We start from the raw sequence: 25,949 nt of genomic DNA, 5'->3' as shown, positions 1-25,949 counted from the left end.
TCAAATCACGGAAGTTTGCCTTTCCTCACGCGCCGATCGCGCTAAGTTTGGGCGAGGGCGGCGTTCTGCCGTATCCGCGATTTCAATCACATCACCTTACTGGAGAGCGTCATGGAAATGCGCCGGCTTGGAAAAACAGGTCTTTCGGTCGCGCCGATCGTCATCGGCGGCAATGTGTTCGGCTGGACGGCCGACGAGAAAACATCCTTTGCCATTCTCGACGCCTTCTTCGATGCGGGCCTGAACACGATCGATACGGCCGATGTCTATTCCGCATGGGTTCCGGGCAACAAGGGCGGCGATTCCGAGGAAATCATCGGGCGCTGGCTGAGGCAGGCAAGGGTTTCCCGCGACAAGGCCGTCATCGTCACCAAGGTCGGCTCCGACATGGGACAGGGAAAGACGCTGAAGGAGACCTATATCCTGAAGGCGGTCGAGGATTCGCTGCGCCGGCTGCAGACGGACTATATCGACCTCTATCTCTCGCATTGGCCGGATGCCGATACGCCGCATGAGGAAACGCTCGGCGCCTATGCCAAGCTGAAGCAGCAGGGCAAGATCCGCGCCATCGGCTGCTCGAATTATGATGCAAAGTTGTTCCAGGCGTCCTTCGACGCGGCCGAAAAGGCCGGCCTGCCGCGTTACGACGTCCTGCAGCCGGAATATAATCTCTATGAGCGCGCAAGCTTCGAAGGGCCACTCGCCGAGCTCTGCATCGCCCAGGATATCGGCGTCATCACCTATTTCAGCCTCGCCGCCGGCTTTCTCACCGGTAAATACCGCAGCAAGGCCGATACGGAAGGCCGCGCACGCGAGGGCCGGGTTTCGAAATATCTCGACGACAAGGGCCTGCGCATCCTGGCCGCGCTCGACAAGGTTTCGACCGAGACCGCCGCCAGCCCGGCGGAAATTTCGCTCGCCTGGCTGCTGCGTAAGAAGGGCGTGACGGCACCGATCGCCAGCGCCACCAGCCTTTCGCAGCTTGAAAGCCTGGTGAAATCGGCGACACTGGCGCTTTCCGATGATGCGATGGCGCTGCTCGACGAAGCCGGCGGCTGAAGAAAGGGAGAGCCCATGACCGCGACCATACGCGATGCCCGCCCCGAGGACGAAGCCCGTTGGCGCGAGCTCTGGGCGGCCTATCTCGCCTTTTACGACGTCACGGTCGATGCCGATATCACCGATCAGACATGGCGCCGGGTCTTCGATCCGGCGTCGGCAATTTCGATGCGCGTCGCCGAGGTCGATGGCAGGATGATGGGCTTTGCACTCTATCTCACGCATGAGGGCACGTGGATCCGCGGCAGAGACTGCTATCTCGAAGACCTGTTCGTCGATGCCGATGCGCGCGGCAAGGGCCTTGGGCGGGCGCTGATCGACGATCTCATCGCCACCTCGAAAGCCAAGGGCTGGTCGCGGCTCTACTGGCATACGAGCGAGCAGAACAAGACGGCGCGGGCACTCTACGACAGCTATGTCGAAAGCGACGGCCACATCCGCTACCGCATCAGTTTCTGAGCGGGGCATCAGTTTCTGAGCGGGGGAAAACCTTCGTAGACAGCGGCGTGATCGCCTTCCCAATTGGCCATGCCCGGTTTGGTGAGGATGCCGCGTGGCCTGACATAACTCTGGATCACCCGCTTCGGGCGTTCGTGCCACTGGATATTGAAGGCCCAGAGCTTCGGGAAGAAGCAGAGCGAGGCATAAGGCAGGTGGTCGTGAATCCACCAGGCGAGCCGCTGCCAGTCGCTTTCATCGCGGTAGCGGTCGAGCATCCATGGCACGACAATGCAGACCGCAGCACCCATGCAGCCGTCAAAATCCCTCATATCCCAGATGTGATGCGCTGATGTGGCGGCATTGGTCGAGCAGTTCAGATTGTTCTCGTTGCCAAACCTGTTCACCCCCGGCGAGCGATAGCCGGAGCGGATATGCAGGCGCCCGAACGTCGCCTGCAGCGGCTCCAGCAATTCCTCGCAGAGCCTCTTGCCTGCCTCGATCGCCAGATCGGGATCCTCGGGGATGTTGGGGATGCGGTAGAAATCGGCGATTTCGGAGTGCAGGAAATCGCGAAGGAAGAAGTTTTGCGACAGCCTTACGCGGCCAAGATCTTCCAGCCCCTTCATCGAACCCGGCTTTCGCATGACGTTATCTTCCTCCCATACCGATGGCCGGAATCATCGCCTGGAGCCCTTTTCCAGTCCACCCGAAATCGATCGGGAACAATTAGCGCGATCCTCGCTTCTTAATGTGTCGCCGCATTCGCGGTTTTTCCCAAAACAAGGATCGAGAAAATGGCCAAGGAAAAGACGTTGGAAGATCTATTCCACGACACACTCAAGGACATCTACTTTGCCGAACGGCAGATTTTGCGCGCCCTGCCAAAGATGGCGCGCGCCGCACAATCCACCGAACTGAAGGCGGGCTTCGAAAAACACCGTGAGGAAACCGAAGCTCAGGTCGAGCGGCTGCAGCAGGTTTTCGAACTGATCGGCAAACGCGCACAGGGCAAAACCTGCGAGGCGATCCAGGGCATTCTGGCCGAGGGCGAAGAAATCATGGAGGAATTCAAGGGCACATCGGCCCTCGATGCCGGTCTGATCTCGGCTGCCCAGGCCGTCGAACATTATGAAATCGCCCGCTACGGCACGCTGAAGACCTGGGCCGCAACGCTCGGCCTCAAGGATGCCGTCCGCCTGCTCGACCAGACGCTGCAGGAAGAAACGGCCACCGACAAGACCCTCTCCCAGCTCGCCACGACAGCAGCAAACCAGAAGGCGAAAGCTGCCTGATGACATGATGCCAACGGGCGGCTGTCCCAATATTTATCGGCCGCCCGAATCCTTCTCGGCAAGCTTGAAGAAATCGATGAAGGCGCGCAGTGCCGGGCGCATCTGCCGCCGGGTGGGATAGTAGATAAACGGGCCGGGATAGGGCGCGCACCAATCCTCCAGCACCCGCACCAGACTGCCGGCCGCCAGCTCGGCGTGCACCCGCATGTCGAAGAGATAGGCAAGACCGGCGCCGTTCAGCGCTGCCAGCAAGGCGAGGCGATCCTCGCTGACGATCAGCGGCCCGTCGACCGAAACGACCAGTTCCTGCCCATCCTTCTCGAATTCCCAGCGATAGATCGAGCCATTGGTGAAGCGCCGCTTGATGCAGCGGTGACGGACGAGATCGCGCGGGTGCTCCGGTTTCGGATAGCGCTCGAAATAATCGGGCGAAGCGGCAATCACCGTCGTCAGATGGGGAGAGATCCTGACCGCGATCATATCGGCCTCCAGGCTCTCCTCCAGCCGGATGCCGGCATCGAAACCCTCCTTGACGATATCGGTGAAGCCGTCCTCGTTGGCGATCTCCAAAGTGATATCGGGATAGAGGTTGAGGAAGTCGCCGAGGCGAGGGGCAAGCAGGATATCGGAGGCGAAACGCGGCGCAGTGATGCGCAGATTTCCGGCGGGCTTGCCGCGCGTGTCGCGGACGGCCTCCAAGGCAATGCCGATCTCTTCGAGCGCCGGCCGCAGTCTTTCGAGCAGCAGGCGACCCTCCTCGGTCGGCGCGACGCTGCGGGTGGTGCGCGCCAGAAGCCTGACACCCAGACTTTCCTCGAGGCTGGAGATCGCATGGCTGACGGCCGAGGGCGCGACGAGGAGTTCCTTCGCCGCAGCTCGGAAGCTGCGATGTTCCGAGACGGCGGCAAGAACGGCGAGTTGCGAGAGCTGTGTTCTGTTCATTGATCGAAATGATAGAACAGCCTGTTAGAAACTGCATGTATTTTCTGATTGATGCGCCAGGAATATGGTCTGCCCGTACCGCAAGCGATCAAGCGGTTCACAATCAGCTCAAAAGGAGCGCATCATGAAAACCCGGAAACTCGGAAACGAACTGACGGTCTCTGCCGTCGGCCTTGGCTGCATGGGCATGAGCTTTGCCTATGGCGCCAGCGACGATGCGGAATCGATCAGGACGTTGCATCGCGCCATCGATCTCGGCGTCACCTTCTTCGACACCGCCGAGGTCTACGGCCCCTTTACCAACGAGGTTCTTCTCGGCAAAGCGCTGAAGCCGTTCCGCGACCGCGTGGTGATCGCCACCAAATTCGGCTTCAAGATCGATGCCAGCAAGCCGGGCACCGCTGCCATCACCGGCGTCGACAGCCGCCCCGAGCATGTGCGTGATGTCGCCGAGGCCTCGCTGAAACGCCTCGGCATCGAGACCATCGACCTCCTCTACCAGCACCGGGTCGACCCCAACGTGCCGATCGAGGAGACCGTCGGCGCCATGGCGGAACTGGTCAGGGAAGGCAAGGTCCGCGCCCTCGGGCTTTCGGAAGCCGGCAGCGCCACCATCCGCCGCGCCCATGCGGTCCATCCGATTGCCGCCCTGCAGAGCGAATATTCGCTCTGGACGCGCGATCCCGAAGAGGAGGTGCTTGCGACATGCCGCGAACTCGGCATCGGCTTCGTGCCCTACAGTCCGCTTGGCCGCGGCTTCCTGACCGGAGCGATCCGCAAGGCGGAGGATCTCGACGCGGACGATTTCCGCCGCCAGGTGCCGCGCTTCCAGGCGGAAAATTTCGACGCCAATGCCGCCCTCGTCGCAACACTCGAGCGGCTTGCCGGCGAAAAGGGCGTGACGGCGGCGCAACTGGCGCTGGCCTGGGTGTTAAGCCGGGGCGACGACATCGTGCCGATCCCCGGCGCCCGCAAGCTTCACCATCTCGAACAGAACGCCGCGGCCGCCGATATCGTGCTCAGCCCGGCGGAACTTGCGCGGCTTGAAGAGATCATCCCGGCCGGGCAGGTTGCCGGCAAACGTTATTCGGACGCCTCGCTTGCGATGACAAACCTGTGAGCGGGCAAGCCCGGCCTGATGCAACCGGCCGGGCTTGTCTTCGGGATTGGCGAAACTATCTAACGCCATCTCGGAGAACGGGATGAAAACATGTCGGACAGGCAGGCAGTCGAACAGACGGTTCATCTCTATGTCGAAGGCATGGCCTTCGCCAATGAGGCAGCCTTGAAAAAGGCCTTTCATCCGCAAAGCGCGATCATCGGTCATTATGAGAATGCCGTCGAATGGCTGACGCGGGACGAGTTCATCGCTGCGATCCTGGCGGAGGAGCCGGCGCCGCCCGGCACGCAGCCCTACATGGATATCCAGAGCGTCGATGTCGAAGGCGATGCGGCAAGCGTCAAGGTGACCGACGATTTCGCCGGAATGCGCTTTACCGACTATCTCTCGCTGCTGAAGATCGACGGCCGCTGGATGATCGTCAGCAAACTCTTCCATCTGCATCTGTGAAAAGACCGGCCGCTATCGCGACCGGTCCATTGTCTTTTGTCGAAGGCTGTAAAGCTCAGCTTCTGAGGACGCCGCCGGTGAATTTCGTGACGCTGGCGACGATCTTCTGCGTCAGCGCCTCGAAATCCTCATCCGTCAGCGTGCGCTCGACCGGCTGGATCTGAACCTCGATCGCCACCGACTTCTTGCCGTCGCCGACCGATGCGCCCTCGAAAATGTCGAAGACATTGACGCCGGTCACCAGCTTGCGGTCGGCGCCGGTCGCCGCCTTGACGATGGCGCTGGCTTCAACAGTCTTGTCGACGACGAAGGCGAAGTCGCGCCGCACCACCTGGAAGGGCGACAGTTCGAGCGCCGGCTTGGTGCGCGTCGCCTTGCGCTTGGCGTCCGGCATGGCGTCGACATAGACTTCGAAGCCGCAGAGCGCGCCGGAGACATCGAGCGCTTCCAGCGTCAGCGGATGGAATTCGCCGAAATAGCCGAGCACGACCTTCGGCCCCATCTTGATCGTGCCGGAGCGGCCCGGATGATACCATTCCGGCCCGCCCTGCTCGATCTGGATATTGCCCATCGGCAGGCCGCAGGCTTCGATGACGGCGAGCGCGTCGGCCTTGGCGTCGAAGACATCGACCGGCTTGCCGCCGCCCTTGGCGGCGTTCGACCAGGCGCGGCCTGCGCCGGCAAGCGAGGCCGTGCCGCGGCGGATGCCGCCGGCCACCCGGCGCTGGCCGTCCGGCCTGTCGTTCTCATAGGTGCCGGAGACCTCGAACAGGGCGACGTCGGCATAACCCTTGTCGGCATTGCGCTGGGCAGCGGTCAAGAGGCCCGGCAGCAGCGAGGGACGCATATCCGACATTTCGGCAGCGATCGGGTTGGCAAGCTTGAGGGCAGGCGAACCGCCGCCGAACAGCTTGGCCTGGTCTTCCGGAATGAAGGACCAGGTGACGGCTTCGAGCATGCCGCGCGCCGCCAGCGCCCGCTTGGCGAGGCGGGTGCGGATCTGCAGCGTCGTCAGGATCTTGCCGTTGACGGCCGCATGGCTTTCGAGCGGCGCCGGCTTGATATTGTCGACGCCGTGAATGCGCATGACCTCCTCGACGAGATCGGCCTTGCCGTCGACATCGGGACGCCAGGACGGAACGGCGACTCGGACAGACGAAGAGCCGATATCGCTATTCCCAAGAACCTTGAAACCAAGACGGGTGAGGATCGTGTCGCTTTCGTCATTCGAAACGTCGAGGCCCGTCAGGCGCTTGACCTCGGAATAGGGGAAATCGACGATCTTCGGCTGGTAACCCTCGTAGCCGACGACCTCGGCCTTGGCAGCCGTGCCGCCGCACAGCTCCAGGACCAATTCCGTCGTGCGTTCGAGACCGGGGACCATATATTCCGGATCGACGCCGCGTTCGAAGCGGTAGCGGGCATCGGTGATGATGCCGAGGCTGCGGCCTGATTTGGCGATGTTCATCGGGTCCCAGAGAGCGGATTCGATCAGCACGTCGACGGTGTTTTCGTCGCAGCCGGAATGTTCACCACCCATGATGCCGCCGATCGATTCGATGCCATCGTCATCGGAGATGACGACGTTGTTCGGCGAGAGCTTGTATTCGCGCTGGTCGAGCGCCAGCACCGTCTCGCCATCGACGGCGCGGCGGACGGTCAGGTTGCCGTTGATCTTGGCGGCATCGAAGACGTGGATCGGCCGGCCCTGATCGAAGGTCATGTAATTGGTGACATCAACAAGCGCGTTGATCGGCCGCAGCCCGATGGCGATCAACCGCTGCTGCATCCAGCGCGGGCTTGGGCCATTCCTGACGCCACGCACCAGGCGCAGCGCAAAGCCCGGGCAAAGCTTGAGATCGTCGAGATCGAGCGTCAGCTTCACCGGCGTCTCGCCTTCGACGGCGAAGGACGGTGCGGGCCGCGTCTTCAACGTGCCAAGGCCGGAAGCGGCGAGATCGCGGGCGATGCCGTGGATCGAGGTGCAATCCGGCCGGTTGGGCGTCAGGTTGATCTCGATGACCGGATCGTCGAGATGGGCATAAGCCGCATAGCTCTGACCGACCGGCGCATCCTCGGGCAGATCGATGATGCCATCGTGGCTGTCGGAAATCTCAAGCTCCTTTTCGGAGCACATCATGCCACGGCTTTCGACGCCGCGGATATTGCCGACGGCGAGCGTCACATCGATGCCGGGAACATAGGTTCCGGGTGCTGCGAAGGCGCCGACGAGACCGGCGCGCGCATTCGGCGCGCCGCAGACGACCTGCACCGGCGCGCCGGAACCGGTGTCGACCATCAGCACCTTCAGGCGATCGGCCTGCGGATGTTTTTCCGCCGAGACAACTCTGGCGATGACGAAGGGCTTGAATGCCGCCTTGTCGTCGACATCCTCGACCTCCAGCCCGATTTCGGTGAGGCGCGTGCAGATTTCATCGAGGCCGGCATCCGTTTCCAGATGCTCTTTCAGCCAGGAGAGCGTGAATTTCATCGTCCCAATTCTCCGTTCAAGCGCTGAGGCCGCCGAACAGCGTCGGCATGTCGAGCGGGCGGAAGCCGTAATGCGTCATCCAGCGGACGTCGGCGTTGAAGAAGTCGCGCAGGTCGGGCATGCCGTATTTCAGCATGGCGATGCGATCGAGGCCCATGCCCCAGGCAAAACCCTGATATTCGTCCGGATCGAGGCCGCCGTAACGCAGCACGTTCGGGTGAACCATGCCGCAGCCGAGGATCTCCATCCAGTCGGTGCCTTCGCCGAATTTGACGATCGGGCCGGAACGGTCGCACTGGATATCCACCTCAAAGGATGGCTCGGTGAACGGGAAGAAGGACGGGCGGAAACGCATCGTCACGCTGTCGACCTCGAAGAAGGTCTTGCAGAATTCCTCGAGCACCCAGCGGATATTGGCGACATTGGCCTTCTTGTCGATGACCAGGCCTTCGACCTGATGGAACATCGGCGAATGCGTGGCATCGCTGTCCTGGCGATAGGTCTTGCCGGGAATGATGATGCGGATCGGCGGCTTCTGCGTCTCCATGGTGCGCACCTGCACCGGCGAGGTATGGGTGCGCAGCACCTTGCGCTCGCCATTCTCATCCGGGTTGAAGAAGAAGGTGTCGTGCATCTCGCGGGCCGGATGGCCTTCGGGAAAATTCAGCGCGGTGAAATTGTAATAATCGGTCTCGATGTCGGGACCTTCGGCGATCGAGAAGCCCATGTCGGCGAAAATCGCGGTGATCTCGTCGACGATCTGGCTGATCGGATGGATGCGGCCGCGTTCGGCCGGCGAAGAGCGCACCGGCAGGCTGACGTCGACCGTCTCGGCCTTCAGCCGGGCATTGATCGCCGCTTGCTTGAGCGTTGTCTTGCGGGCGGCGAGCGCCTCGGTCACCGCATTCTTCAGAACGTTGATCGCCGCGCCCTTGGTCTGGCGCTCTTCCGGCGTCATGGCGCCGAGCGTCTTCAGGAGTTCGGAGATCGAGCCCTTCTTGCCGAGGGCGGAAACGCGCACGGCTTCGAGCGCCATCTCGTCATTGGCGGCGGCGATTTCGGCGAGCAGCGATGCGTTGAGCTGGTCGATATCTGACATTGTCACTTCTTTCCGTCCAGTATCAGGCGGGCGATCGGGAGGCAGGCGGCGCCGGCCGGCGCCAGGAATATAAAGAAAGAAAAACCCGCGCTAGCCCAAACCAGCGCGGGTTTCCCAAAATCAAAAATTCAAAGCTTGGGAAGCGCTGGTTACTTGACCGCGCCTTCAAACTCGTTCGCCGTGCCGGCTTCCTTGAGATACTCAAGAGCCTTCTTGGCAGCGTTGACCAACGCGCCGAATGCTTCCGGCTCGTGGATCGCCATGTCGGAGAGAACCTTGCGGTCGACTTCGATGCCAGCCTTGTTCAGGCCGTCGATGAAGCGGCCGTAGGTCAGGCCGAATTCGCGCACAGCGGCGTTGATGCGCTGGATCCAAAGCGCACGGAAGTTGCGCTTGTTGACCTTGCGGTCGCGGTAGGCGTACTGCTTCGAACGGTCGACAGCGGCCTTGGCGGTACGGATGGTGTTCTTGCGGCGGCCGTAAAAGCCCTTTGCGGCCTTCAGAACCTTCTTGTGCTTGGCGTGAGAGGTGACGCCTCTTTTTACACGTGCCATATCATGATCTCCTTAAATCTAGCGTTCGCGGACGAGTCTCAGAGACCGTTCGGCAGGTAATTCTTGATAACCTTGCGGCCATCCGGTTCTGCGAGAACCATGGTGCCACGTGCATCGCGAATGAACTTGTTGGTACGCTTGATCATGCCATGGCGCTTGCCGGCAGCGGCAGCCTTAACCTTGCCGGTTGCGGTGATCTTGAACCGCTTTTTGGCAGAGGACTTCGTCTTCATCTTGGGCATTTTGCTACTCCTTCTGTCCTCCCTGCGCGCTTTATCAAAAAAGCCCTTCTCGCGAAGTCCGGTTCTCCGGCCGTCGCAACAAGGTGCGGGAGCGTTTGTTGTTGATCCGCGGCATCGGCGACGAACCGTTCCGCAAGCATTCGAAACTGCCACGGCATGCCCTGCCGGTCAGTTCGGACGCGCGCTTATAACCGCAGCGTCCTGAAAGTGCAACGGGGCCGCGGAGGAATCTTCGCAACCTCCGAAAACACCCTTCTTGAAGCAATAAGGGCAGAAAGCGCAAAAGCCGCCCTTGCGGACGGCCTTGGGCGAAAAAGTGCCTGGCGCTTACTTCGGCGCCAGCACCATCATCATCTGACGGCCTTCAAGTTTGGGCTCGGCTTCGACCTTGGCGAACTCGATCGTATCGGCCTTGACCTGCTGCAGAAGCTTCATGCCGAGTTCCTGGTGGGCCATTTCACGGCCGCGGAACTTCAGCGTCACCTTGACCTTGTCGCCTTCATCGAAGAAGCGACCCATCGCCTTCATCTTCACCTCATAATCATGGGTGTCGATGTTCGGGCGCATCTTGATTTCTTTGACTTCGACGATCTTCTGCTTCTTGCGCGCCTCGGCAGCCTTCTTCTGGTTGGCATATTTCAGCTTGCCCAGATCGAGGATCTTGCACACCGGCGGTTCGGCATTGGGGGAAATTTCGACGAGATCGAGGCCGGCTTCTTCCGCCATCTTCAAGGCCTGGTCGGTAGGCACGACGCCCATATTCTGTCCGTCAGCCGCGATCAGCTGAACTTTGGGAATGCGGATTTCACGGTTCGAGCGCGGTCCGTCCTTCACGGGCGCGTCGGTTTTAAAAGGTCTGCGAATGGTCGTATTCTCCTCGCGTTGTTTCGGAACGTTGCAGCATCGCGCTCCCAATCAGGGTGCACAAACGTGTCGCGTCATCGCTGCAACGGAGTCAATATCATCCTTTAGCGGAAAAATCACCCGCTGTCAGCCTGCCAAGAATCTGTTTTATAGGCCAAAACAATAGGAGTTTCGCCGATGTCCGATCAGATGCCCGATGCCCAGCCGCAGTTCTTGACGGTCGGCGAGGGCGAAGCAGCGCGTGAGATCGCCATGATCGTCCGCCCGGCGCAGGCCGGCAATGGCGCGCCGACGCTCGTCTGGCTGTCCGGCTACCGCTCCGACATGAGCGGCACCAAGGCGGTGGAACTCGACGGGCTGGCGGCGGAACTGGGCGTCGCCTGCATCCGCCTCGACTATTCCGGCCACGGACTTTCCGGCGGCAGCTTCGGCGACGGCACGATCTCGCGCTGGCTGGAGGAGGCGCTTGCCGTCATCCACCATATCGCCCCCGATCGGGTGATCCTCGTCGGCTCCTCGATGGGCGGCTGGATCGCGCTCAGGCTGGCGCAGGAGCTTGCGCGGCAAGGCGGCCCAAAGCTTGCAGGCATGGTGCTGATCGCACCCGCACCCGATTTCACCTCCGAGCTGATCGAACCGAACCTCAAGGCCAAGGAGCGCAAGTCGCTAACCGAGCGCGGTTATTTCGAAGAGCGTTCGCCATACAGCCCGGAGCCGAATATCTATACCAGGGCGCTGATCGAGGACGGCCGCGCAAACCGGGTGCTCGACGGCATCATCGAGACAGGCTGCCCGGTGCACATCCTCCAGGGCATGAAGGACCCCGACGTGCCGCATGCACATGCGATGAAACTGGTCGAACACCTTCCCGCCGACGACGTGGTGCTGACCTTCATCCGCGACGGCGACCACCGCCTGTCGCGCCCCGGCGATATCGCGCTTCTCTTGAGCGCCGTCAAAGGCATCATCCGTTCATCAACAAATAGGCAGATGCCCGCCTGAAGGGCATCGGCGTATAAATTCGCCTGATGCAGGTTCCCAACCCGTTGCATTTTAACCATGTCGGCGGGTCGCAAGGTCCTCCCAATAAGTAACGATTGACTCTTTCCGGCCCTCTCCATTAACACTTTGTTAATAAATAAGGGGCGATGCAAGGAAAGAGCGGGCGTGCGGATCAAGGGTGTCTTTGTGGCCATGATGGCCGTATTTGCGATGGCAACGGCCGCCATACCGGCCCCAAGCAGAAATGCTTCAATGGTAACGGGCAATGCCACTTCACAGCCCATCGGGCACTATGATTTCTGTCAGATCCACCGCAATGAATGCGGCGCAAACCGCAACGCCGGCCCGGTTGAAATGACCCCGGCAAAGTGGTCGCTGGTGCGTTCGGTCAACGCCACGGTAAACCGCACGATCACGCCGATGACCGACAAGGAAATCTACGGCAAGGACGAAGTCTGGGCCTATCCGACCACCGCCGGCGACTGCGAGGATTTCGCGCTGCTGAAGCGTCGCATGCTGATCCAGCGCGGCTTTTCAGCCGCCGACCTGCTGATGACCGTCGTGCGCAAGCCGGATGGTGAGGGCCATGCCGTGCTGACGCTGCGCACCGCCGAGGGCGATTTCGTGCTCGACAACCTCGCCTCCGAAGTCAAGCCGTGGTTCGGCACGCCCTATTCCTTCGTCAAGCGCCAGTCGAGCTACAATTCCGGCCGCTGGGTCACCATCGAGAACGGCCGCGACGTTCTGGTCGGCGCGCTGCGCTAAGGGTCAACAGAGAATATGGAAAGGCCGGCGGTTTGCCGGCCTTTTTCGTTTTGTTGGTTTGGGATGCCACACCGTCTCCCGGCCCTTCGCTTTGGGCTCAGGGCGTTCGTCGCTGCGATCGATTCGCTGAATCGATTGCTCGGCTTCGCCGATCGCAACTCACCCGTTGCCAATCAATATCCCCGCGCCGAGCACTAAACCGCCGCCGAGCACCACCTGGAAGGCGGCGCGCAGGAAGGGGGTTTCCATGTAGCGGTTCTGGATGAAGGCGATGGCCCAGAGTTCGAAGAAGACGATGATGGCGGCGGTGATCGTCGCCGTCCAGAAATGCGGGATCAGATAGGGCAGCGCGTGGCCGAGGCCGCCGAGCGCGGTCATGATGCCACAGGCAAGGCCGCGTTTGACCGGCGAGCCTCTGCCGGAAATCTTGCCGTCGTCATGGGCGGCTTCGGTGAAGCCCATCGAGATACCGGCGCCGACGGAGGCCGACAGGCCGACGAGAAAGGTCTGCCAGGTATCCTGCGTGGCAAAGGCGGCGGCGAAGATCGGCGCCAGCGTCGAGACCGAACCATCCATCAACCCGGCAAGACCCGGCTGCACATAGGTCAGCACGAATTGCCGATGCACGGTCTCGTCCTCGCCGCGCTTGACGTCTTCAGGCGTATGTTTGTCGCCCAGCATGCGGGCGATATCTTCATGCCCCTGTTCGGCAAGGGCGAGATCGCCGAGAAGCTCACGCGTCGAGGCGTCCGAGGTCCGCTTTGCCGCCTCGACATAGAAACGATAGGCCTGCTCCTCCATCGCCTCGGATTCCTGCCGCATCGCGTCCAGCGAAAGATTTGCCCGGAGCCAGTCGGGCTTGCGCTCGTAGAAGCCCTGCACATGTTCGCGCCGGATCAGCGGAATGCGCTCGCCGAAACGCTGGCGATGGATTTCGATCAGCGACTTGCGATGCGTATCCTCGACCTCGGCCATATCCTCGAAGACTTTGGCCGAAGCCGGAAATTCGCGGCGCAGCCTGTCGGCATAGGCGAGATAGATGCGGGCATCGTCTTCCTCGGAGGCAATCCCGAGGGCAAGGATCTCCTGCTCGGACAGTGATTCGAAAGATCGTTTCGAGGATCTGAAAAATCGCGCCAGCATGACTTTCTCCAAAATTTAGAATTATTCTAAATCTAAAGAAGCAGGCGATGACGGTCAAGGGCGTGGGAAAGGATGCTGACAGATTGCCGCAAGCGGGCACGGACGACTTTGGCTCGTTGCGATAAACACCTATATGAGGGCTGCCGCATCACGCGGCGCCGGGGTTTTCGAATGGACAATGACATTCAGGGCCGCCCCGCCCATATCGCGGCGATCCGCGAAAGGGCGGAGGCCGAAATGCGGGAAATGGGCGTCGACGAGGCCTTCATCGACAGGCTGGTCGAGACTTTCTACGCCCGCGTGCTGGCGCATCCCGATCTCGGCCCGGTGTTCGACGCCAGGCTATCCGGCCGCTGGCCGCAGCATATGGCGAAGATGAAGAGCTTCTGGTCGGCCGTCGCCTTCCGCAGCGGCGCCTATGGCGGCAAGCCGGTGCAGGCGCATACAGGTGTTGCAAACCTGACGCCTGAGCTCTTTCCGAAATGGCTGTCGCTGTTTGCCGCAACGCTGGACGACATCGCTCCATCGCCGGAGGCCAAGGCTTGGTTCATGGCGACGGCGGAGCGGATCGCCAAGAGCCTGACGCTTTCGCTGTTCTACAATCCGGCGCTCGACGATCCCAAGCGCACACCCGCCTGATCTATATTCTAAATCTTTATGCTAAGTTTTCGCCGCCGAGGCGGTGGCGCCGGCGCTGGCCGCCACCACGAGCGCGGTACCCAGCATCTGCAGCGCGGTCATCGGCTGGGCCAGGATCAGAAAGCCGGCGAGCGCGCCGAGCGCCGGTTCGAGGCTCATCAGGATGCCGAAGGAGGCCGACGGCATGCGCCGCAGCGCCACCATCTCCAGCGCATAGGGCAAGAGCGGTACGAGGATGGCGAGGCCGAGAACCTCCGCCAGCCCCTTCAACGTGAAGGCGCCGCCTGTCTCGGCAAGGCCGAAGGGGGTTGCGACGAGGCCGGCAACGATCAGCGACATCGACAGGCCTTCCAGCCCCTTGAAGGCAGCCCCGACCTTCTTCGTCAGCAGGATATAGACCGCCCATCCCACAGCCGAGCCGAGAGCGAAGAGGACGCCGGGGAGATTGCCGACCCAGCCTTCGCCGTCATGGGCGAGGAAGAGGATGCCGGCCGCAGCAATCAACGGCCAGAGCAGGCGCCAGGTCAGGCCGTAGCCGAAGACGGCGACCGAGAGCGGCCCGAGGAAATCGATGGCGATCGCCAGGCCGAGCGGCAGCCGCTGGATCGCCGCGAAGAAACACAGCGTCATTGCGGCGGTCGTCGTGCCGAGCAGCAGGGTCGCCCGCCACTGGGCGCCGCTATAACGCAGGAGTGAAGGCCTGACGACAACGGCCAGGATGATCGCCGCGAAAGCAAGCCGCAGCCAGGTGGCGCCGGCAACGCCATAGATCGCAATGGCCGGGGACGACAGCGCCGCGCCGAACTGGATCGAAGACATCGACATCAGGCACATCGCGACACCGGCCGCCAGGCCGCCCGAAGACGACGCCATACCCGGCTGCGGCATCAAAGCTGCGCCATCCGTCCCGGTCTCGATAGTCTTGATGTCCATGTGGCCCCCGATCCTGGCGCGGTTCTAAGCCGAAGACGGGGGAGAACCAAATTCAAACTTTTCATGCCGGGATCAAGAGCGCTGATGCTGGGGAATGCCAGGAAACGACAGGTGATGCGGGAGATCGAGTTCACGCTTTAACCAGGCGATCGCCGATGGTGATGCAATATCACCGGCGGCCAGCAAGGATGACTTCTTCGGCGTCTTCGAAGCTCATGTCGAAGACCCTCCTGCCGATGTCGAAGCTGAAGCCGTTGCGGGCGAAGGCTGAAAGCTCTTTAGCCTTTCGCTTGTCGTCGAGCTCGACCCGGCGGAAAGGGCCGAAGGCGCGTTTGCGGGCAAATATCGCGGCCGCATAGAGATCGTCGGCCTGCTCAAGTGCTGCCTCGACCTTGTCGCTGGAGACGCCCTTGACGGCAAGTTTCTGGGCGATCGCGCGTTTCGATTTGCCGCCGCGCACGGCAGAGCGGGTGCTGATCTCCGCATAGGCGCTATCGTCGAGCACCTTGTTGTCATAGGCAAATTTGACGGCGAAATCGGCAACGGCCTTGAGTTGCGCCGCGCTGATATCTTCGAATTTCTCCTTCGCCTTGCGGGTGATGGCGTCAAACAGCTGCTTTTCCGTCATCATCCGCCGCTCCAGGCGATAGATGGCGGAATTGCGCGCCCAGCTCAGCATGCGGGGTGTCGGGATGTCGGAAGGAACAGTCGCGTCAGTCATCGGCAGTGATCAGGCTTCCAGACCCTTGAGGACGTTGGCGACGTTGAGGCCGATTTCCGGCACGCCGTAACCGCCCTCCATGCAGGCCAGCACCGGCAGGCCGGCGGCTGATATCATCGCGCCCATGCGGGTGAAATCATCGGAGGTCAGGCTGAAAAAGGAGATCGGATCGCGCTCGAAGGTATCGACCCCGAGCGCCACGACGATCGCCTCGGCGCCGAAGTCTTTGACCCGCGCCAGCGCATCGTTTAGCGCCGAAGACCAGACATCAAAGGGCGTGCCCGGTGGCATTGGATAGTTGCGGTTGGCACCAACGCCCTCCCCCTCGCCTTCCTCGTCGGCATGGCCGAGGAAATAGGGAAAGGCATGCATGGGATCGCCATGCAGCGAGGCGGTGAAGACATCGCCTCTGTGATAGAAGAGATCCTGGGTGCCGTTGCCATGATGGAAATCGACATCCAGCACCGCGACCTTCGACGCACCATGGTCGCGCAGCCGCTGTGCGGCGACGCCGGCATTGTTGATGAAGCAGTAGCCGCCGAAGAGATCGATGCCGGCATGGTGGCCGGGTGGGCGGCAGAGCGAAAAGGCGAAACGATTGCCCTCAGCCAGCCAGTCGGCGCCGGTGACGGCACAGCGCATGGAGGCGATCGCCGCCTCGTAGGAACCCTTGGTGATCGAGGTGTCGGCGGCATTGGCATAATGGCCGATCGCGCCAACGATATTGTCGGGCACGCGCTGGCTGGTGCGGCGAACGGGAAAGGAATTGGCGATCGCCTCGCCGGTGAAGCCGGCGGCCACCCAGCGATCCCAGACGCTGGCGAGAAAATCCAGATAGGCGGGATCATGCACCTTCAGCGCCGTTTCCAACCCGTGCGCATCGGGCGCCACCACGTCGGTAAAGCCCGCCTCCTTGACCGCCGCCAGGATCCATTCGGCACGGAACGGCGCCTCGAAGGGCGTCACCAGTTGGCCGGCATGCAGTTCCGTTTTGGCATCGCGCAGCTTGTGGTCTTCGGAATAGATGACGCGCATTTCAGATCCTGCCCCTTGATTGACAATCGAGACTTACACGGCTCGGCCGCGACAAAAAAGCGGAACGGCGCTCTTGATCGTCAAGCTATATGACGCCACCTTCGCCGGTGTTTTGAGAACGAGGAAATTTTCCGCATGAAAGTGCTGATGGTCGATGTCGACGGCGTGCTCATTCATGGTCGACCGACCGACGGGCTGCCGCACTTCACCTATCTGGAGCGCGATCTCGGCCTGCGTGTCGACCTGCTGCAGCAGGAATTCTTTCAGACCCACTGGCGTGAGATCATTGTCGGCCGCGCGGCGCTGGAACCCAGGCTCACCGGCGTGCTCGCAAAGATCGCGCCGCATCTCAGCGCCGAAACGCTGATCGACTATTGGTTCGAAAACGATTCCCGCCTCGACCGCAATCTGCTGGAAGAGCTCGCTATCCTCCGGCAAAGCGGCATCACCCTTTTCCTGGCGACCAACCAGGAGCATAGGCGGGCGCGCTATCTGATGGAGCAGGCCGGCCTGGACGCGCATTTCGACGACATCATCTATTCCGCAGCACTCGGGCACAGCAAGCCTTCGCCCGATTTCTTCCGGCTGGCGACCGAACGCGCCGGCGTGGCGCCCGGCCAAATCGCCTTCATCGACGATATGGCCGAAAATATCGAAGCGGCGCGGCAGTTCGGCTGGAATGCTGCGCAATGGACGGCGGGCGCGACGCTTGGCGGCGCGCTTCCCGTCTTCGCCAGGCCGGCCTGAGCGAGGCCGGCGCAATCAGGCAAGCCGCTTGTAGAACAGGGTGGTGGCGCAGAAGCCGCCTTCCGGCCACAGCGCATAATCGGGAATGACGCCGACACGCTGCCAGCCCAGGCGCGGATAGATCGCCTCGGCATCGCTGCCGGTTGCCGTATCGAGGACGAGCAGGGTCTTGCCACGCTTGGCCGCCTCGCGCTCGGCGGCATCCATCAGCAGCCGGGCGAGGCCCTTGCCGCGGGCCGAGCGATGCACCAGCAGCTTCTTCAGATCACCGCGATGCGGCTGGTTCGGCATCTGCGCGGCGCCCACCTGCACGGTCCCGACGATCCTGCCGTCGAGTTCGGCGACCAGCAACAGGTTGCCGCCGGAGGCGACGGCATCGGCGACATCGCGCCAATAGGGCTCGGCATCTTCAGGCCCATAGGGCTGCATGAAGCCGACGGAGGCGCCGCCTGCGACGCAATCGGCCAGCACCTGCGACAGCGCCGGCACGGCGGCCCGGGCCTCGTCGGCGGAAAGGGTACGAATATCGGGCATGCTGCTCTCCTGAATAGATGCTGTTATCGGCCGCCGCGATCGAGCACGACGCAATAACGCGCCGGCGCGTTGCCGGGATTGTGGAAGACGTGACCCTCGCCGACCGGCATGAACAGGCAATCGCCCGGCCGCAGCCGGTAGACCGTTTCACCCGCCGTCATTTCCAGCTCGCCATCGAACAGCCAGATATGCTGCGTCATGCCGTGGGAGGCGGCATGCGGGGGAAAGCTGACACGCGCGCCAGCGGGGAATTCGACCTCGACGATATCGACATCGGAGGCAGTGCCGGGTGCGGAGATGGAGCGCCTAATATAACCGGTCTCCGGGTCGCGCCAGACCTGCTGCTCCTGCCGGCGAACAAGCGGCGAGGCCTGCTGTCCCTCCTCCGCGAAGAAGGCCGACAGCGACAGGCCGAGCGCCGCACAGATCCTTGCCAGCAGCGAAGCGGTCGGGCTCGCCTCCGCCCGCTCGATGCGCGAGATCATCGCGCGGCTGACGCCGGAGGCCGCGGCAAGATCATCCAGCGTCAGACCTTTTTTGAGCCGCAGCGTGCGGATGCGGATGCCGATCGCCTGTTCGAGTTCCGGTTCCATCTCTCAATCCATGATTCTACTATAAGAGAAATACATTATCCGATGATGGAATCAAGTCTCCTCGCGCGGCGAAACCCGCCTTGCTTTCACCACGGCAGCGTCGATATATGACGGCGCAATCGAGGATAGGAGACAATGATGGACGCCAGCACGCAGAGCCCGGACCTGACGGGAAGCTTCACAGCTGCCGCCTGGGACAGGATCGCCCCTGTTATGGCTGAAATCGAGGCCTTGCCGCTGCTGCAGCGCCTTTCGGACGGCACGCTGCCCCCGGAGGTCTTCCGGCACTATATCCTGCAGGACGCGCTCTACCTGAAGCATTATGCGCGATGCCTCGCCATCGTTGCGGCCAAGGCGCCCGACAATGCGCAGGTGCTGCGCTTCCTCGGTTCGGCGCAGAAGGCCATTACCGTCGAGCAGGGCCTGCATGCCGGCTTCCTCACCCAGTTCGGCATCACGTCGGCGGATGTTTCAGCCGCAGAACCCTCCCCTGCGGGCTTTGCCTATACCAACTTCCTGCTTGCCACCGCCTACCACAGTTCCTACGCGGTTGCGCTTTCCTCCATCCTCCCCTGCTTCTGGATCTACTGGCACGTTGGCGAAGCGATCAAGAACCGGCCTGCTATCGAGGGCAATGCCTTCCAGGCCTGGATCAACACCTATGGCGATCCGCAATTTGCCGCCGGCGCCCGTGAAGTGATCGCGCTGACCGACATCGCCGCCCGCGCCGCATCGCCGGTGGAGCGTGCCCAGATGACCGATGTCTTCGTGCGGGCCTCGCAATATGAATGGATGTTCTGGGATTCGGCCTGGCGGCTGGAGACGTGGCCGGTCTGACACGCGTCCGATAAGCTGCAAAATAGCGTAAACAGCGGGCTAATTACCGCTTTGCGGCAAGGGACGGCGCTGCTATATGGCGCGCATGAGCACCAATTCGACCACTCCGCTTTCCCATATCCGCAATTTTTCGATCGTGGCCCATATCGACCACGGCAAATCGACGCTGGCCGACCGCCTGATCCAGACGACGGGCGGGCTTGCCGAGCGCGAAATGTCCGAGCAGGTGCTCGACAATATGGATATCGAGCGCGAGCGCGGCATCACCATCAAGGCCCAGACCGTGCGCCTGCACTACCAGGCAAACAATGGCGAGAAATACATTCTCAACCTGATCGACACGCCCGGCCACGTCGACTTCGCCTATGAAGTCTCGCGGTCGCTGTCGGCCTGCGAGGGTTCGCTGCTCGTCGTCGACGCCAGCCAGGGCGTCGAAGCGCAGACGCTCGCCAATGTCTATCAGGCGATCGACAACAACCACGAGATCGTCACCGTCCTCAACAAGATCGACCTGCCGGCCGCCGAACCCGACCGCATCAAGGAACAGATCGAGGAAGTGATCGGCATCGACGCCTCGGAGGCGGTGCTGATTTCGGCCAAGACCGGCCTGGGCATTCCCGATGTGCTGGAAGCGATCGTCCACAAGCTGCCGGCGCCGAAGAGCCCGGGCGGCGACAAGGCGCCGCTGAAGGCGCTGCTCGTCGATAGCTGGTACGACACCTATCTCGGCGTCATGGTTCTCGTGCGCATCATCGACGGCGTGCTGACCAAGGGCCAGACGGTGCGGATGATGGGCACCGATGCAAAATACCAGGTGGAGCGCGTCGGCGTGCTGACACCGAAGATGGTCACTGTCGACAGCCTCGGCCCCGGCGAGATCGGCTTCATCACCGCCTCGATCAAGGAAGTGGCCGATACCCGCGTCGGCGATACGATCACCGAGGACAAGCGGCCAACGGCCGCAGCGCTGCCGGGCTTCAAGCCGGCGCAGCCGGTGGTGTTCTGCGGCCTGTTCCCGGTCGATGCCGCCGATTTCGAGGATCTGCGCGCCGCCATGGGCAAGCTTCGCCTCAACGACGCCTCCTTCTCCTTCGAAATGGAATCGTCGGCCGCCCTCGGCTTCGGTTTCCGCTGCGGCTTCCTCGGCCTGCTGCATCTCGAAATCATCCAGGAACGGCTCGAGCGCGAGTTCGACCTCGACCTCATCGCCACCGCACCCTCCGTCGTCTACAAGATGTACATGACCGACGGCACGGAGCGCGAACTGCACAATCCGGCCGACATGCCCGATGTCGTCAAGATCTCCGAAATCCATGAGCCGTGGATCCGCGCGACGATCCTGACGCCGGACGATTATCTCGGCGGCATCCTGAAGCTTTGCCAGGACCGGCGCGGCATCCAGATCGAGCTCACCTATGTCGGCACGCGCGCGATGCTGACCTACGACCTGCCGCTCAACGAAGTCGTCTTCGATTTCTACGACCGGCTGAAGTCGATCTCCAAGGGCTATGCCTCCTTCGACTATGCGCTGACCGACCACCGCGAGGGCAACCTCGTGAAGATGTCGATCCTCGTCAACGGCGAGCCGGTCGACGCGCTGTCGATGATGGTGCACCGGACGGCCGCCGAAAAGCGCGGCCGCGACATGTGCGAGAAGCTCAAGGAGCTGATCCCGAAGCACATGTTCAAGATCCCGATCCAGGCGGCGATCGGCGGCAACGTCATTGCCCGCGAGACGATCTCGGCGCTGCGCAAGGACGTGACCGCGAAATGCTACGGCGGCGACGCCACCCGCAAGCGCAAGCTGCTCGACAAGCAGAAGGCCGGCAAGAAACGCATGCGCCAGTTCGGCAAGGTGGAGATTCCGCAGGAAGCCTTTATTGCTGCTCTGAAGATGGGCGACGAATAACGCTTCTCAACGACATTTTATGCGCATATGATCTGCGCATAAAATTGAGGAGATCGCTGTGGCTCAGCGACCAAGAAAAGCAGCAAACCTGTCCCTCGATGAAGGTCTCCTCTCCCAGGCGCGCGAACTCCAGATTAACATATCTCGGGCGGCGGAAGATGGCATCGCACAGGCAATAAAGGCCGAGCGCGAGCGGCTATGGCGTATCGAGAACGCCGAGGCTATCCGGCTGGAAAACGAATATGTTGAAAAGCACGGCTTGCCATTCGCCAAATACCGTCAGTTTTAATGGCACGCTTTCACGTCTATCGCCTTAAAAGCGGGAATGTCCTGGCCATCGATCTTCAAGCCAATCTGCTTGACGATCTGCCTTCGCGAGTCATGGTCCCGCTGCATCCGGTGCAAGAGCTGAGCTGGTCGATCTCGCGACTGAACCCACGCTTTGCCATCGAGGGTGAAACCTATGTCATGGCCACCCAGCGCATGGCATCGATCCCGACGGCGGAAATAGGAAAAATAGTCGCAGATCTATCGGGCAAAAGCGATGCCATCACCAGCGCCGTAGATTTTCTCTTCCAGGGCTTTTGAGCGTTCACCCCCTGCCCATATATTCCTTCACCAGCCCCTCATAGGCGTTCATCTCCGGCAGCGCCGCGTAGCTGTGCACCGCGCCGGTCTCGGCGAAGGACAGCTTCTCGCTTGTCCATGTCTCGATGAAGGGCGTGAACCAGCTTGGGTCGTCGAGCATGGTTGCGCGCAGATTGACGAACCAGTCCATGCCTTCCGGCCGGGTGAACATCCAGCTCATGCAATGCGGGCAGAAATAATGTTTCGTAACGCCGTGCAGGCCGCCGATCACCGGCTCGCCTTTTGTGACCTCGAAGCCTTCGCTGGGAATGGCGGCGCTCAGCGAATAGGCGCTCGCGGTCATCCTCTGGCAGCCCGTGCAATGGCAGGCCATGGTCAGCAGCGGCGGGGCGCTGATCTTCAGCCGCACCTGGCCGCAACGGCAGCCGCCTTGCATGGGTAGATTCAGTTCGCTCATGATTTTCCTCCCGTTTTGCCCTTTGATCTAGCGGAGCTTTCGCCGCTGTCGAGATGACAAGGCCACTGCGGACGGCAAGGCCGCCGCGAAATGGGTGGCCTTGTCGAGCGCCTTAAGCGACGGCTTCGCGGCGGGAGCCGTCACGGCCGCGCAAGCCCGTCGCCATCACCAGCGCGCCAAGCGCGGCGGCGGCGAGCGGCACCAGAAGGGCGACACGCAGGGATTCCAGCCGCGCTTCTGGAGAGACTTCGTCACCCAGCATATAGGCGCCGATCGCGCTGACGCCGGAAAGCCCGAGTGCGGCTCCGAACTGGGTTGCTGTATTGACCAACCCGCTGGCAAGCCCGTGCTCGTCCTCGGCAATGCCGTCGGTCGCGACGATGGTCAGCGGGCCATAGCCGAGCGCGAAGGCAAGGCCGAGCAGCAGCATCGACGGGAACATGGCGGCATAGGTCCAGTCGAAGCCCATGCGCAAGAACAGCCCATAGCAGGCAAGCGCCAGCAGGAAACCGGCGAGGATGACGCGGACATTGCCGAAGCGGTCGACAAGCCGCGGCGTCAGGATCGGCGCGACCACCGCATCGATGCCGATCGCCATCAGCGCCAGGCTCGTCTGCATCGGCGTCCAGCCGAGCAGTTCCTGCAGATAAAGCGAGGCGATGAACTGAAAGCCGAAAAAGGAGCCGGTAAACAGCAGGGCGCCGAGATTGGCGCGGATCAGCGCGGCCGAACGCAGGATCCCAAGGCGCACCAGCGGAGCGGACGAGCCGCGCTCGATCAGGATGAAGGCAAGCCAGAGCAGCGCGCTCACTGCAAAGGCGGCGATCGTCCATTCCGTACCCTCGCCCGGATTCTCGAGCCGGATGACGCCATAGGCGGCCAGCAGCATGGCGCCGGTCAGCGCGATCGCGCCTGATATATCGAATTTTCCCCGGGCGGTTCCCGCATCCCTGTCTGTGATCAGCCGAGGGCCGACGGCAAGCAGGATCGCCGCCAGCACCACCGGCGCGAAGAATACCCAGCGCCAGTCGATGGCAGCAAGCAGGCCACCGGCGACGAGGCCGAGCGAGAAGCCGGCCGAGGCCGTCGATGCATAGATCATCACCGCCCTGTTGCGCTGCGGCCCCTCCGGGAAATTGGCGGTAATGAGCGCAAGGCCTGCTGGCGTCATGAAGGCGGAGGCGGCGCCGGTGACGAAACGCGCGACAAGCAGCATCCAGCCCTCGCTCGCGAAACCACCGAGGCCGGAGAAGGCGAGGAAGATCGTCAGCGCCGTCAGGAAGACCCGCTTCTTGCCGAAGATATCGGCGGCCCGGCCGCCCAGCAGCATGAAGCCGGCATAACCCAGCACATAAGCGCTGACGACGGCGCTGAGCGTCGTTGTCGACAGGCCGAGATCGGCGCGGATCGCCGGCAGCGCGATATTGAGCATGGCGACATCGATGCCTTCGAGGAAGATCGCGCCGCAGAGCACGATCAGCGCACCGGCTACGCGGGCGTTCATGCGGCCTTCACTCGACTTGGTGGGGGAAGATGGGTTGGACATGAAATCCGTTCCTTCGGTTGACACGCTGAAACAACGGGGCGAGGCATGAAAGTTACTTTTCATGCCTCGGTTCCCTCTTGTAACCGATGCTTAGGTAAGACATGATCCGGCACCATGGAAGAAGGCACTTCAAACTCACCGAGTGACATTTGCAGCACCGGCCAGGACGACAACGTCCTGCCCGGCAAGGACGATAGCGTCCTGCCCGGCAAGGACTACGACGTCCTGCAATGGGATGCGCGCGAGGAGTGCGAGGTCCGGCAGATCCTCGACCGGATCGCCGACAAGTGGTCGCTGCTCGTCATTGCGTTGCTCGAAAAACGCACGCTTCGCTTCACTGAATTGAAGAGGAATATCGACGGCATCAGCCAGCGCATGCTGACGACGACGCTCAGGCACCTGGAGCGAGACGGCATCATCGAGCGCACCGTCTATCCCGTCGTGCCGCCGAAGGTCGATTATGCGTTGACGCCGCTCGGCTGCACCCTGCACGAGACGATCCGTTCGCTGGTGCTGTGGACCGAGCAGAACCAGGCCGGCATTATCGCCGCGCGGCAACGCTACGACGAACGGGCCAGCGATGGTCTGTAGCCGGAGAATGAATTCTGTCGGCCGTTAGGGATAGTTAATGTTGCATCGTCCGAACTACCGGATGCGGGCCGGGTTGCCGACCACGGTGGCGCCGGCCGGCACATCCCTGGTCACCACCGCGCCGGCGCCGACGATCGCGCCCTCGCCGATCGTGATGCCGCCGAGGATGATGGCGCTTCCCCCGATCCAGACTTCGTTGCCGATCGTGACCGGCCGGGCGATCTCGATGCCGGTGCTGCGAAGCGCGGCATCCTTGTGGTGCTCGGCGCAGTAGATCTGCACGCCGGGGCCGAACATGCTGCGATCGCCGATCGTCACCCGGCCGGAATCGAGAATGGTGCAGCCGGCATTGAAATAGACGCGCTCGCCGAGGGTGATGTTGATGCCGTAGGAGCAGTGAAACGGCGCTTCGATGAAGACATCCGATGCTGCCTGCGCAAACAGCGCCCTCAGGGCCGGCGCCATCGCGCCGCGCTCATCCGGCGGCATTGTATTGTGTGCGTGGACGGCCAAGCGCGCCTGCCGGCGCAAATGATCGAGCTCGTCATCGAGGCAGCAATACCATTCACCTGCCGCCATTTTCTCGCGTTCGCTCGCCGGCATGACATCACTCCCTCACGCCGAAGCCTGCGACAGAATTTCGACCTCTTGCCGTTCGATCAGGCTGACCCAGGCCCGCGCAATGGCAAGGCCGGCGGCATCGGCTGCACGCCCATGTCTTGCCGCCAGTTCGGCGTGGCTCTCCAGCCAGCCGGGGGCGATGCGCGCGATCGTCTCGGGGAATTCAGCCTTCCATTGTTCGACGACCGCTGAATTGGCCTCGAAATGGAACTGGGTGCCATAGACGGCGCGGCCGATGCGGAACGCCTGGTTTTCGGCGACGGGGCTCGAGGCAAGACGGACCGCCGCCTCGGGCAGGGAAAACGTGTCGGCATGCCATTCGAAGATGGTGAACTCGCCGCCCAGCGAAGACAGCAGCGGATCGGCCCGGCCCTCGGCGGTAACGCCGATCTTATGCCAGCCGAATTCGCGGGCGGTTCCCAGATGATTGTCGGCGCCATAGGCGCGGGCGAGGATCTGGCTGCCCAGGCAGATGCCGAGCACCGCCTTGCCGGCATCGCCGAAGCGCCGCGTAAGCCGAACGAGCTCCGGCAGATAGGCGTGTGTCTCATCATCCAGCGCGCTCTGCTCGCCGCCGAGAACGACCAGCGCATCATGGCCCACTACATCCCGCGGCAGGATGCCATCCTGCCACACCCGGAACCACTCGATGTCAGCGCCCGCCTCGTCGAGGGCCTGGGCAAGCGCGCCGAGGCCGGTATTCCTCATGTTTTCGATGACTGCGACGCGCATGG

The 25,949-nt window shown here is 62.2% G+C and carries 31 protein-coding genes; 14 read left to right on the top strand and 17 right to left on the bottom strand.

Annotated features, from left to right (window positions below; all coding sequences use genetic code 11):
* Positions 1–111: 111 nt before the first annotated feature.
* Complete coding sequence (locus EEQ99_RS29135; protein ID WP_048338482.1) at positions 112–1,059, top strand: aldo/keto reductase; 948 nt, start codon at positions 112–114, stop codon at positions 1,057–1,059.
* Positions 1,060–1,074: 15 nt separating this feature from the next.
* On the top strand, positions 1,075–1,518 hold the full coding sequence (locus EEQ99_RS29130) for a GNAT family N-acetyltransferase (RefSeq protein WP_048338481.1): 444 nt from the start codon (positions 1,075–1,077) through the stop codon (positions 1,516–1,518).
* A gap of 8 nt (positions 1,519–1,526) precedes the next feature.
* On the opposite strand, the gene EEQ99_RS29125 is transcribed toward EEQ99_RS29130, so the two are convergent.
* Positions 1,527–2,144, bottom strand: coding sequence for a hypothetical protein (locus tag EEQ99_RS29125; protein ID WP_048338480.1), 618 nt, complete (start codon positions 2,142–2,144; stop codon positions 1,527–1,529).
* 150 nt (positions 2,145–2,294) lie between these two features.
* Between EEQ99_RS29125 and EEQ99_RS29120 the strand changes: the two genes are divergently transcribed.
* Complete coding sequence (locus EEQ99_RS29120; RefSeq protein ID WP_028757863.1) at positions 2,295–2,792, top strand: YciE/YciF ferroxidase family protein; 498 nt, start codon at positions 2,295–2,297, stop codon at positions 2,790–2,792.
* A gap of 33 nt (positions 2,793–2,825) precedes the next feature.
* Here EEQ99_RS29120 and EEQ99_RS29115 read toward each other — a convergent pair whose 3' ends face one another.
* The gene (locus EEQ99_RS29115) at positions 2,826–3,734 is read right to left on the bottom strand and encodes a LysR family transcriptional regulator (protein WP_047617531.1); all 909 of its coding nucleotides are present in this window, start codon (positions 3,732–3,734) and stop codon (positions 2,826–2,828) included.
* A 124-nt stretch (positions 3,735–3,858) separates the two neighbouring features.
* On the opposite strand from EEQ99_RS29115, the gene EEQ99_RS29110 reads away from it, so the two are divergent.
* Positions 3,859–4,854, top strand: coding sequence for an aldo/keto reductase (locus tag EEQ99_RS29110; protein ID WP_063474841.1), 996 nt, complete (start codon positions 3,859–3,861; stop codon positions 4,852–4,854).
* Between the two features lie 90 nt (positions 4,855–4,944).
* Entirely contained in the window at positions 4,945–5,304 is a 360-nt protein-coding gene (locus EEQ99_RS29105; protein WP_028757866.1) for a nuclear transport factor 2 family protein, read from the top strand.
* 55 nt (positions 5,305–5,359) lie between these two features.
* On the opposite strand, the gene pheT is transcribed toward EEQ99_RS29105, so the two are convergent.
* The 5 genes from pheT to infC all read right to left on the bottom strand — a co-directional run bounded on the left by pheT (position 5,360) and on the right by infC (position 10,554).
* On the bottom strand, positions 5,360–7,795 hold the full coding sequence (gene pheT, locus EEQ99_RS29100) for a phenylalanine--tRNA ligase subunit beta (RefSeq protein ID WP_127431545.1): 2,436 nt from the start codon (positions 7,793–7,795) through the stop codon (positions 5,360–5,362).
* Between the two features lie 16 nt (positions 7,796–7,811).
* A complete protein-coding gene (gene pheS, locus EEQ99_RS29095; protein ID WP_063474843.1) occupies positions 7,812–8,894 on the bottom strand; it encodes a phenylalanine--tRNA ligase subunit alpha in 1,083 nt (360 codons plus the stop codon).
* Positions 8,895–9,043: 149 nt separating this feature from the next.
* The gene (gene rplT, locus EEQ99_RS29090) at positions 9,044–9,448 is read right to left on the bottom strand and encodes a 50S ribosomal protein L20 (RefSeq protein ID WP_027682113.1); all 405 of its coding nucleotides are present in this window, start codon (positions 9,446–9,448) and stop codon (positions 9,044–9,046) included.
* A gap of 38 nt (positions 9,449–9,486) precedes the next feature.
* Positions 9,487–9,690, bottom strand: a complete 204-nt coding sequence (rpmI, locus tag EEQ99_RS29085) for a 50S ribosomal protein L35 (RefSeq protein WP_003570998.1) — start codon at positions 9,688–9,690, stop codon at positions 9,487–9,489.
* A gap of 327 nt (positions 9,691–10,017) precedes the next feature.
* Positions 10,018–10,554, bottom strand: a complete 537-nt coding sequence (gene infC, locus EEQ99_RS29080) for a translation initiation factor IF-3 (RefSeq protein WP_080759946.1) — start codon at positions 10,552–10,554, stop codon at positions 10,018–10,020.
* Positions 10,555–10,731: 177 nt separating this feature from the next.
* On the opposite strand from infC, the gene EEQ99_RS29075 reads away from it, so the two are divergent.
* A complete protein-coding gene (locus tag EEQ99_RS29075) occupies positions 10,732–11,556 on the top strand; it encodes an alpha/beta hydrolase (protein WP_127431544.1) in 825 nt (274 codons plus the stop codon).
* Positions 11,557–11,721: 165 nt separating this feature from the next.
* Positions 11,722–12,321, top strand: coding sequence for a transglutaminase-like cysteine peptidase (locus EEQ99_RS29070; RefSeq protein WP_028757871.1), 600 nt, complete (start codon positions 11,722–11,724; stop codon positions 12,319–12,321).
* Positions 12,322–12,480: 159 nt separating this feature from the next.
* On the opposite strand, the gene mbfA is transcribed toward EEQ99_RS29070, so the two are convergent.
* A complete protein-coding gene (gene mbfA, locus EEQ99_RS29065) occupies positions 12,481–13,464 on the bottom strand; it encodes an iron exporter MbfA (protein ID WP_028757872.1) in 984 nt (327 codons plus the stop codon).
* Between the two features lie 171 nt (positions 13,465–13,635).
* Here mbfA and EEQ99_RS29060 point away from each other — a divergent pair, with 171 nt between their 5' ends.
* Positions 13,636–14,103 carry a group III truncated hemoglobin gene (locus EEQ99_RS29060; protein ID WP_028757873.1) on the top strand — a complete coding sequence of 156 codons (468 nt, stop codon included), beginning with the start codon at positions 13,636–13,638 and terminating at the stop codon, positions 14,101–14,103.
* Positions 14,104–14,124: 21 nt separating this feature from the next.
* Here the strand turns inward: EEQ99_RS29060 and EEQ99_RS29055 are convergent, their stop codons facing one another.
* The 3 genes from EEQ99_RS29055 to EEQ99_RS29045 all read right to left on the bottom strand — a co-directional run bounded on the left by EEQ99_RS29055 (position 14,125) and on the right by EEQ99_RS29045 (position 16,792).
* Positions 14,125–15,036, bottom strand: coding sequence for an EamA family transporter (locus tag EEQ99_RS29055; protein ID WP_097543158.1), 912 nt, complete (start codon positions 15,034–15,036; stop codon positions 14,125–14,127).
* Between the two features lie 169 nt (positions 15,037–15,205).
* On the bottom strand, positions 15,206–15,757 hold the full coding sequence (gene recX, locus EEQ99_RS29050) for a recombination regulator RecX (RefSeq protein ID WP_127431543.1): 552 nt from the start codon (positions 15,755–15,757) through the stop codon (positions 15,206–15,208).
* A 9-nt stretch (positions 15,758–15,766) separates the two neighbouring features.
* Positions 15,767–16,792 (bottom strand): histone deacetylase family protein, encoded by a 1,026-nt coding sequence (locus tag EEQ99_RS29045; RefSeq protein ID WP_127431542.1) that lies wholly within the window; start codon positions 16,790–16,792, stop codon positions 15,767–15,769.
* A gap of 135 nt (positions 16,793–16,927) precedes the next feature.
* On the opposite strand from EEQ99_RS29045, the gene EEQ99_RS29040 reads away from it, so the two are divergent.
* Positions 16,928–17,539: an HAD family hydrolase gene (locus tag EEQ99_RS29040; RefSeq protein WP_047617519.1), complete on the top strand. Its 612-nt coding sequence runs from the start codon at positions 16,928–16,930 to the stop codon at positions 17,537–17,539.
* Positions 17,540–17,554: 15 nt separating this feature from the next.
* Here EEQ99_RS29040 and EEQ99_RS29035 read toward each other — a convergent pair whose 3' ends face one another.
* The gene (locus EEQ99_RS29035; RefSeq protein ID WP_028757878.1) at positions 17,555–18,073 is read right to left on the bottom strand and encodes a GNAT family N-acetyltransferase; all 519 of its coding nucleotides are present in this window, start codon (positions 18,071–18,073) and stop codon (positions 17,555–17,557) included.
* A 23-nt stretch (positions 18,074–18,096) separates the two neighbouring features.
* Positions 18,097–18,666: a helix-turn-helix domain-containing protein gene (locus tag EEQ99_RS29030; RefSeq protein ID WP_127431541.1), complete on the bottom strand. Its 570-nt coding sequence runs from the start codon at positions 18,664–18,666 to the stop codon at positions 18,097–18,099.
* A 138-nt stretch (positions 18,667–18,804) separates the two neighbouring features.
* Between EEQ99_RS29030 and tenA the strand changes: the two genes are divergently transcribed.
* The 4 genes from tenA to EEQ99_RS29010 all read left to right on the top strand — a co-directional run bounded on the left by tenA (position 18,805) and on the right by EEQ99_RS29010 (position 22,000).
* Positions 18,805–19,503 carry a thiaminase II gene (gene tenA / locus EEQ99_RS29025; protein ID WP_127431540.1) on the top strand — a complete coding sequence of 233 codons (699 nt, stop codon included), beginning with the start codon at positions 18,805–18,807 and terminating at the stop codon, positions 19,501–19,503.
* A gap of 76 nt (positions 19,504–19,579) precedes the next feature.
* The gene (gene lepA, locus EEQ99_RS29020; RefSeq protein ID WP_028757881.1) at positions 19,580–21,412 is read left to right on the top strand and encodes a translation elongation factor 4; all 1,833 of its coding nucleotides are present in this window, start codon (positions 19,580–19,582) and stop codon (positions 21,410–21,412) included.
* A gap of 58 nt (positions 21,413–21,470) precedes the next feature.
* Positions 21,471–21,701 (top strand): type II toxin-antitoxin system CcdA family antitoxin, encoded by a 231-nt coding sequence (locus EEQ99_RS29015; protein ID WP_047617515.1) that lies wholly within the window; start codon positions 21,471–21,473, stop codon positions 21,699–21,701.
* A complete protein-coding gene (locus EEQ99_RS29010) occupies positions 21,701–22,000 on the top strand; it encodes a CcdB family protein (RefSeq protein WP_097543152.1) in 300 nt (99 codons plus the stop codon). The genes EEQ99_RS29015 and EEQ99_RS29010 overlap by 1 nt, the downstream gene beginning before the upstream one ends.
* Before the next feature lie 4 nt (positions 22,001–22,004).
* Here EEQ99_RS29010 and EEQ99_RS29005 read toward each other — a convergent pair whose 3' ends face one another.
* A complete protein-coding gene (locus EEQ99_RS29005) occupies positions 22,005–22,457 on the bottom strand; it encodes a GFA family protein (RefSeq protein ID WP_028757882.1) in 453 nt (150 codons plus the stop codon).
* 112 nt (positions 22,458–22,569) lie between these two features.
* The gene (locus tag EEQ99_RS29000) at positions 22,570–24,003 is read right to left on the bottom strand and encodes an MFS transporter (protein ID WP_210212252.1); all 1,434 of its coding nucleotides are present in this window, start codon (positions 24,001–24,003) and stop codon (positions 22,570–22,572) included.
* Positions 24,004–24,117: 114 nt separating this feature from the next.
* Here EEQ99_RS29000 and EEQ99_RS28995 point away from each other — a divergent pair, with 114 nt between their 5' ends.
* Positions 24,118–24,594, top strand: coding sequence for a winged helix-turn-helix transcriptional regulator (locus tag EEQ99_RS28995; protein WP_127431539.1), 477 nt, complete (start codon positions 24,118–24,120; stop codon positions 24,592–24,594).
* Between the two features lie 54 nt (positions 24,595–24,648).
* Here EEQ99_RS28995 and EEQ99_RS28990 read toward each other — a convergent pair whose 3' ends face one another.
* Together EEQ99_RS28990 and EEQ99_RS28985 are read right to left on the bottom strand one after the other, a co-directional pair.
* Positions 24,649–25,197, bottom strand: a complete 549-nt coding sequence (locus EEQ99_RS28990) for a sugar O-acetyltransferase (protein ID WP_127431538.1) — start codon at positions 25,195–25,197, stop codon at positions 24,649–24,651.
* 12 nt (positions 25,198–25,209) lie between these two features.
* Complete coding sequence (locus tag EEQ99_RS28985; protein ID WP_127431537.1) at positions 25,210–25,947, bottom strand: type 1 glutamine amidotransferase; 738 nt, start codon at positions 25,945–25,947, stop codon at positions 25,210–25,212.
* Positions 25,948–25,949 lie beyond the last annotated feature (2 nt).

Origin of the sequence: Rhizobium anhuiense (assembly GCF_003985145.1) — a bacterium.
Classification (GTDB): Bacteria; Pseudomonadota; Alphaproteobacteria; order Rhizobiales; family Rhizobiaceae; genus Rhizobium; species Rhizobium anhuiense.
Note: the sequence above shows the minus strand (reverse complement) of the source record. Positions and strands in the feature narration are given on the sequence as shown.